5 protein-coding genes are annotated in these 8,327 nt (G+C 36.3%); all 5 read right to left on the reverse strand.

From position 1 onward, the window contains the following. Nucleotides 1–119: 119 nt before the first annotated feature. Nucleotides 120–719, reverse strand: coding sequence for a hypothetical protein (locus ACLU24_RS14075; protein WP_412613294.1), 600 nt, complete (start codon nucleotides 717–719; stop codon nucleotides 120–122). A 60-nt stretch (nucleotides 720–779) separates the two neighbouring features. Then, nucleotides 780–1,880 (reverse strand): hypothetical protein, encoded by a 1,101-nt coding sequence (locus ACLU24_RS14080; RefSeq protein ID WP_412613295.1) that lies wholly within the window; start codon nucleotides 1,878–1,880, stop codon nucleotides 780–782. Next, complete coding sequence (locus ACLU24_RS14085) at nucleotides 1,877–3,319, reverse strand: hypothetical protein (RefSeq protein ID WP_412229156.1); 1,443 nt, start codon at nucleotides 3,317–3,319, stop codon at nucleotides 1,877–1,879. Before ACLU24_RS14085 ends, ACLU24_RS14080 begins: the two co-directional genes overlap by 4 nt. A gap of 52 nt (nucleotides 3,320–3,371) precedes the next feature. Further along, complete coding sequence (locus ACLU24_RS14090) at nucleotides 3,372–5,108, reverse strand: DUF262 domain-containing protein (protein WP_412613296.1); 1,737 nt, start codon at nucleotides 5,106–5,108, stop codon at nucleotides 3,372–3,374. Nucleotides 5,109–5,170: 62 nt separating this feature from the next. Beyond that, nucleotides 5,171–8,311 (reverse strand): type I restriction endonuclease subunit R, encoded by a 3,141-nt coding sequence (locus tag ACLU24_RS14095; protein ID WP_412613298.1) that lies wholly within the window; start codon nucleotides 8,309–8,311, stop codon nucleotides 5,171–5,173. Between the last annotated feature and the right edge of the window lie 16 nt (nucleotides 8,312–8,327).

Here is an 8,327-nt window from a genome sequence, read left to right on the forward strand (position 1 = left end):
AATATATTGATTAACTGTGTTGTGGAAAGAGGATTTTCTTCATCGGTTCTTTCCAATAAAATCTTTTGTAGGTATAAAATTCTTGGCTTTGTTTCCATAGCCTGCCCTTTCTAAAATAATTACTCTGCTCTTGTGTCCGCTAAGTACATTCCCCAATCCTTTAATTCTTCTGGCATATCATACACCGATTTTCCTTTATAATCACATCTTTCAGCCTGTCCCGGTGTTTCATCAGAAAATGTATCCCATGCTGTAATTAGACTTTCTACTTTTTCAATTCCATGAGCTTCAAAAAACTCATTATAGTTCGACAACTGCTGACTATAAATTGTTACCACGTTATATTTATCAAGCATGATTTCGTCCTGACTCTCATGACAGCCAAATCCAAATCTGTTCATGCCGTCATTGATAAGAAGTTCTCCGTATCTTTCCAATAATACAAGACATTCTTCCTGTGAACACCCATCTATATAATAAACATCTTTATGTGTTTCCTCTAATATTCTCGGAGCAACTGGATTTTCTCTGTCACACGTAACTGGTAATTCTAAAATAAAAAATAACGGTTCATCATGCATTACAATGAAATGCTGGAATACTTCTTTTATCTTTTCTACATCAACATTAGCCATTAACGTCACGTCATCTGTCACTTCGTATTCCTCATTCAATCTTTCCGGCTCATATATTTTATATCCCTTAGCAAGATTTAGCATCTGCACTTCTCCTTCAGTATTTAAATTTCATTTTTATTTTGTGGTCTATTTTACCACGAACTATTTATAGCTATACAAAAGTGCTTCTTCAACAGCATTTAAAATATCTATTTTAAATTCCTTCTTTTTCATATTTAATGCACTAAGCATTTTTTTATTTTCTTTAAAAGTCTTATATAACAATCTTTTATCGTTATCATCTAAATCTATTTTATAAAGAAGATTAGCAAACGATATAATCAATGTCTTGAAATCATTACACAATGCTTTATCTGTTTTCCTTCCTTTCCAAGAAATAAACTTTTCAAAATCTTCATTTCCATATTTAGGCTGCAATCCAAGTATTGGATTAACCAATAATTGTGTAGATGACAACATTAGATTAACATACGCCCCAAGTTCATACTGCTGTGCTTCTGTCATTGCATCATAATCTGTGCCAAAACTCTTTACCTTTACAATCGCATCTCTTAACAATTTGCTTTCTTCATCAATTCTTGTAATTCGTTCACTCAATTCAACAACTGCAAGTTTATATGATTTGACATCACGTTTGCTAATCAGTGTAAAAATTTCTTCGATTCTTTTTTTCTTACTTGATGACCGCCAAAACATAATGCCACTCGCTACAAGTGCAACGCCTGCAATAGCCCACCCTACTGGTCCCGCAAGGGTTAGAAAAGCTTCTCCAGCTGCCATTCCACCACCACCTGCTGCAAGTGCTCCACCACCAAGCCAAGCTAAAGCTGCATTTGTTGCAGCCGCCCCGCTTAATGTTGAAATTGCCGTTCCTGTTGAAGCAACTCCAAAAGTAGTTGCAATTCCCATAGCTGCTGTCGGACCCATTGCTGCAACAGCAACACCGGCACTTACTCCGGCTGCTCCTGCTCCTGCATTTTTTACCGCTGCTGCTTTATAATCACTTTCTATTTTCTCAGCTTGTTGTTTCCAATTCAATCTGATTTTTTTTAATTTTTCACACTCTATTTTCTTTTCACTTGGTATATTCCGAATCTCATCAAATAACTTTTGAATGTTATTTAATTCAATGCATAAATTGTTTGAATGTTTTCCAAGTTCTTCAATTTTTTTGTTCGTTTCATTTATCGCTGCTTGTGCTTCGTCTTGTGCTTGCTGTAATTTAGATTTCTTCTTACTCATTTCAATGAACCTCCTCGGAAATAGCAATCTATGTCTGCCTTTGATTTTATTCTTTCATTTTCAGGCACATTTCGTAATTTTGCCAATTCAACTGATTTGTTGAAAGACTCTTTATATGCATTACTTGATTTAAAATCGCTAACAAAAGTCATCAACAATTTATCATCATATGTCTTGGATAGAATTTTCAATCCTTCCATATAATCATCTATAATCACTTTTTCTCTTTTCATGAATATAGCTTCATTATTGGCTTTACTACGCTGTATTCCTCGTTTTGCTTCTCCATAAAGAGAGATTGTCAGCCGACCAACACCGACTATATTCAATCGCATAAAAAATTCGACAACATTGAAACTTCCTATTCCTTTTTCAAATCCTCTAATTGTTGCATCGCCAATATCTATTATACAAAATGTCCCATGTGCAACTGTCAGCATACGCTTTACAGTTGCATTCGAAAATGGTTCACACGATTTCCAAAGTAATCCCCAACTCCTATCTTTTTTAGGTACAGATATATAATATCCAATCAGGCGTCTTATTGAATATAACAATCTTACGACCATTTCATTGATAAAAACCGGTATTGCCTGAGTAGTTTGAAATCTTACATCGTATCCCTTTTCAAATAACTTCAAAGCAAGCTCATTTACGGATTTATCAAATTCAGTCACTGGAATATTTAGTTTTGCCTTAATTGCAATTACATCATTACTCCAAGCCCATATTGGAGATGGTATTCCCATTCCTCTGCCTTTACTACTTGACGAACCAGATACATCTGAAATCAAATGACCAATCCAGTTTGCAATACCGCAAAATAGTTTACTTGGTATGTTTTTTCCTTGAAGTTCAAATTTCCCATCTGAATTATTTAACGAAATCAATTCTCCATTTGATACGAAATCTGAAGTATTTGTAAACTGATTAAGGATGGAAAAAAACAAACCTAAAAGTGTTGGATTATGTCCCAACGATTTAAAATGATGGTTTGATGGAGTCAAATCAATCAACTCACGAAATATTCCTCCACCAACACTTTGGTCATATGGGATTTTAAATTTCTTCTCCAAAAATTTTATTGCTGATGATAAAGAATTCTTGTCCCCCGTATATCCACATATTTTTGCAAAGTCTATTGTTCTATTTGCAAACCATTTATCTGTTATATCCCCTAATGGTGACTCTCCTGGTTTACCCACAAGAAAAACATCAATTATTCCACATAACGCACCCGAACTTGCAGACAATATATAATCCAACTTATCACATTCTGGAGTCAACAGCCTTATTGTTTCAAGTGTTTCATTAAGCTTATCTTCCAAATCTTTCAGTTCTTTATTTGCATCAATAATTGCATCTGATATTGTGTTTGGAAATATACATCTATCATTTTCTATATTTAATTCAAATAAAACAGCTTTATTATTTTCCAAATCAATTCCCTGTACCTTTCCAAATGAAACATATTTTTCGCATTCTATGCTCTTATTTTAGCAAGCCATTCTTCTGCAAGTAATTGATAAAGCAATCAATCATCTTTTTATATCGGTCAATAATATCATTCTCCGTAAAGTCAGTCGATGTAGCTGTCAGGTCAAGAAGTTCAACAACACCTGTTCCCTCTTTTACCTGACCTTTACTGTTCGTAAATCCCTCATAATACTTCTTCTTATCCGTAAAACGATAATCAGAAGCACGAATGTTGATTCTTTTCTCAAGTAATGCTTTATTGCCCAATGACTCTACATTCCGAGCATCTGTTAATGAATTTTCTTTCTCGTTCCTATTCCGAGCATAAATATGTTCAATCTCAAAAGTGGTTTCAAGTGAAAGTAGTGGCTGTTTATCATTCTGATATGCCCACCAAGCTATCATTGCTTTTGTAATTGGGCGTGCATTATTGAAGCTGAAATTATCAAATATACTTCTTATAGTATCCGCATCGAACTTGTATTTTGAAAATTCAACAGGCTTATCATTTACGATATTTACCATCTCAGCATACACCGGGGTTCTAAGTGCATTTACGCCCGGATTTGTAATAGCATATGTCCATATAAATCCAGTTATCTTTTGCAAGAATGTATAGAACTTCTCATCATCAAGCAAACCTTCATCATCTTTATTTTGCATAAAATATACGGATACAAAATATGTCCACATTCCGTTTGGAGCATAGTTCAATACAAAAAATCGCTTCAAAACTCTATTTGAAAATCTTTCGGTATCTTGATTGGAAACATCTTCCCAAAATTCAGCCAATACAATCAATTCCGTTAATGTATTAGTGTCTTTCAAAAGGGCATAAGAATTTTTCTCATAAAATTTTCTTAAAGCTTCTGTTGTAGATGATACAATCCCCATTTTTGCACGGACAAAATACATATATCGTGTAAACAATTCGTCCATCGGTGTACCAGAAATCGGATGGAATATTCTCTCACAAAGTTCTTCGAGCTTTTTCCATTGAGCAATAAATTCTTCTTTTTTACCCAATTTAGAAAAATGCTTATAAAACTGTGCCTTAAAAATATCCGCATCAGACAGCGGCTTTCCTCTATCATTAAGCGTTGAAAAAATACGCAACGCTGTATCCTGCGACTCAGCTTCAATCGGAAGGAGAATACAGTTATTCATAATACGGGTAGGTAAATAAGCAAAGTATGTAGGGTATTTGGACAAAAATTCATCAATATTATTCTGGAAGAATCTGAAGTTGCAAGCGTATTTGCTTTTCATTTCTTTATTGACAATTCCTGTTCTTAATATTTCAAGAAATTCTTCCTTGTCATTATCAGTAGCAACCTCAGAGTCTATCTTGAGCTGTGACATATCAGGCTCGCCAAATTCATCAGTTTTCCATAAACACTTTTCAATGTTCTGCTTTGTTGATATAGAAGCCTTGTCCTGCATATGACCGAACTTAGAATAGAACGCTCTTAAAAGCAACATAAGAGTTGTCAATCTCTGCTGTCCATCAATAACCTCTAATTTATCCTCATTTCTGAAAGTTACAATCGGACCGAGGAAATACTCGCTATTACTATCAAATTCTGTCTTTCCTTCATCAGGAATAGCAAATGAGAATATATCATCCCAAAGCGTTCTGCATTCAGCTTCGCCCCAAGCATAAGGTCTTTGATAATCTGGTATTAAAAAGTCCGATTTTTTACTCTGAAATAAATCTTTTATTGTTTTTTGGTCAACATTTAATTTTGACATAACCCAATTCCTTTCTCTTCTAAGTTCTATCTTCTGAAAATTACTCCTGATACAATCAGTTTTTAATTCGCATATTTCTTGAAGTTCTCTGCCTGCTCAAGAACTTCCTTGTAAACATCATCAATGGTTACTGGCGGATAGCCGAACTCATCAAGCAGCAATATCAAATCCACTTGCAAGTTTGCCTTAATATCATCACGGGCAGACCAATCGGTATAGCGTGACTTATCATCAACAATCAACTTTATCCTCTTGGATAGTTCAATCATTTTATCGTCCGGATATTCAAACTCAAACTTCTTGGAAACTGCTTTCAAAATATCATAGAAAGCTTTTTCTTCATAATCTATACCCATATTCTTGAAGGAGTTCTTTTCTGTTTTCAGTTCAGACAACAACTGTGCAAGCTGCTCCGCAACATCATCAAGGACTTCGTTGGCATACGCTTCATCACGACGACGGTTATTATACTCATCAACAACTTTCTTGAGTCTGTCTGCAAATTCCACACCCATAATCTTATTGACTTTCTTAAACTCGTCAATCGCCTGAGAAAGAAGTCTTTGAAGTATCTTGATTTTCGTATTCGGCAACTGAATAGCATTTATCTTATCCATATACTCATCGCTGAAAATATCAACCGATATATGTTTTCCGGTTTCAAACAATTCCTCAATGCCATCAGACTGAATTGCACCCTCAAGCATTTTGCGAACACGAGCGTTCATCTGCTCAATATCCGGTGCATCGCCCTTTGTCAACTTGAAAAGGATAGAACGGACAGCACAATAAAAATGGATATAATCCTTATCTTCATCAGAGAATTTCTCACTTGAACTACAAAGGTTAAATGCCTGCTTCATTCTCTTGACTGCTGCCATAAATCTTCTTTCCAGTTCTTCAGACAACTGCACATACTCAACCGCACGGTTCAGGCAGGCAAGCTGTTCGGTAGGCGAACCATTAAAGAAATCACTGCTGTTAAAGTTATGGAACATCTGACCAAGAACTTCTAACTGGTCTTTTACAATCGTGATAGACTGCTCCACACCTTCAAATTCTTCGCTCTCAAAATTCGTATATTTCTTGAGGGCAGTATTCATATTTTTCTTGATACCTATGTAGTCAACAATCAAACCTTTATCCTTGCCCTCGCATACACGATTTACACGGGAAATCGTCTGAATAAGGGTATGCTGCTGAATAGGCTTATCAATATAAATCGTATCAAGTTCCGGCACATCAAAACCAGTCAGCCACATATCTACAACAATGGCAATCTTAAAGTTTGATTTCGGGTTCTTGAACTGACGGTCAAATTCTTTCCTATCCTCTTTTGTGCCAAGCATATCAAAGAGGTCTTTTTCATCATCTTTATTACGAGTCATAACCAACTTGATTTTTTCCATTGGCTTCAACTCTTTTTTATCTTTTTCGCTCAGAACAACACCGTCATCACAAATTTTCTTTTCTGTCCATTCCGGTCTGAGTTCCTTTACTATCTTATAGAAATCGTATGCTATGTTTCGGTTGGAACATACAAACATTGCTTTGCCTGCTACGGTTGCACCTTCTGCCACACGGGTTTCATAATGTTTGATAAAGTCCTCCGCAACAGCACGAAGTCTGTCAGGGTCGCCAATAATAACTTCCATTTTGGCAACTGCTTTCTGACTTTCTTCTACTTGATGTTCATTTGCTCCCTCAAGTTCACACTGAGCATAGTATTCTTCAATCTGTCTTACCTTGTCCTGATTGAGCATAACCTTAGCTGCACGACCATCGTAAACAAGATTAACTGTAATACCGTCCTTAACAGCTTCCGTCATTGTATATGCGTCTACAACACCACCAAAAACTTCGATTGTTCCATCAACCGGAGTTCCGGTAAATCCTACATAAGTTGCATTTGGCAAAGAATCGTGCAGATACTTGGCAAATCCATAGGTTTTCTGAACACCGGACTCTGTAATCTTAACCTTTTGGTCGAGATTGATTTGGCTTCTGTGTGCTTCATCAGAAATACAAATAACATTTGTTCTGTCCGTAAGAAGTTGCAAATCCTCTGTAAATTTCTGAATGGTAGTCAGATAAACACCGCCACTTTCTCGTCCCTGCAGCTCCTCACGAAGTTTCTCACGGGACTCAATGCTTACAACGGTTTCATCTCCGATATATTTCTTTGAACCGACAAACTGCTTGGAAAGCTGGTCGTCAAGGTCTGTTCTGTCTGTAATAATGAGAATAGTCGGGGAAGAAAAGTATTTGCTTTTCATCAACATACGGGTAAGGAACAGCATTGTATAACTCTTGCCACACCCTGTCGCTCCGAAGTATGTACCACCTTTACCATCTCCTTCAGGGCGAAGATGAGCCTTGATATTCTCATACAATTTATTTGCCGCAAAGAACTGTGGATAGCGGCACACTATCTTCAAATCTTTATCTGTGTTATCCGGGAAATAAATAAAATCTTTGATAACTTCAAGCAAACGGTCTTTTCGGAAAAGTCCCTTTATCATTGTTACAAGAGAATTGATACCGTCCAGTTCTTTATCGTCTGAATTTATCTTCCTCCACGCATAGAAGAAATCATACGGGCTGAAGAAAGAACCGTATTTATTATTTGCTCCGTCACTGATAACAACAAACGCATTATATTTGAAAATCTCCGGAATATCTCTACGGTAACGGATTGTAAGCTGCTTATATGCGTCCATTATGGTTGTATTTTCTTGTACCGCACTCTTAAATTCAAGAACAACGACAGGAATACCATTTACAAACACAATGCCATCAGGAATACGCAACTGATTATTTACGCCTTCAATTTCAAACTGATTAACCGCTTTGAAAATATTGTTTTCGGGAGTGTCGAAATCAATAAGTTCAATATAAAGGTCTTTCTGCGTTCTATCCTCACGGTTAAGAATAAAGCCATCGCAGAGCAACTTAAATACAGCCTTATTTGCTTCATAAATCGTACCGGAAATATTACGCAGCATTAGAATGACACTATCCACCTCACTCGGTGTGATACCGTCTTTCGCATAGCGATTATAGAGGTATTGCTTCAGGTCGTCCGTAAGCAGAACCTCTGTCCTTTCTCTGTGTATCTGGTCGCCACTGACATAGGTGTATCCCTCGTCTTTGAACAACTCCATTATTGACATTTCCAATGCGTGTTCATTAAAATTTGCCATTGCGTTCACTCCTTTT

The sequence above is a fragment of the Pseudoruminococcus sp. genome, from assembly GCF_047012705.1.
Taxonomy (GTDB): Bacteria; Bacillota; Clostridia; order Oscillospirales; family Acutalibacteraceae; genus Pseudoruminococcus.

Excerpts from the sequence above, each read along its gene's own strand:
- ACLU24_RS14095 (WP_412613298.1), bottom strand. The coding sequence starts at position 8,311 with ATGGCAAATTTTAATGAACACGCATTGGAAATGTCAATAATGGAGTTG.
- ACLU24_RS14080 (WP_412613295.1), bottom strand. The coding sequence starts at position 1,880 with ATGAGTAAGAAGAAATCTAAATTACAGCAAGCACAAGACGAAGCACAA.
- ACLU24_RS14090 (WP_412613296.1), bottom strand. The coding sequence starts at position 5,108 with ATGTCAAAATTAAATGTTGACCAAAAAACAATAAAAGATTTATTTCAG.
- ACLU24_RS14075 (WP_412613294.1), bottom strand. The coding sequence starts at position 719 with ATGCTAAATCTTGCTAAGGGATATAAAATATATGAGCCGGAAAGATTG.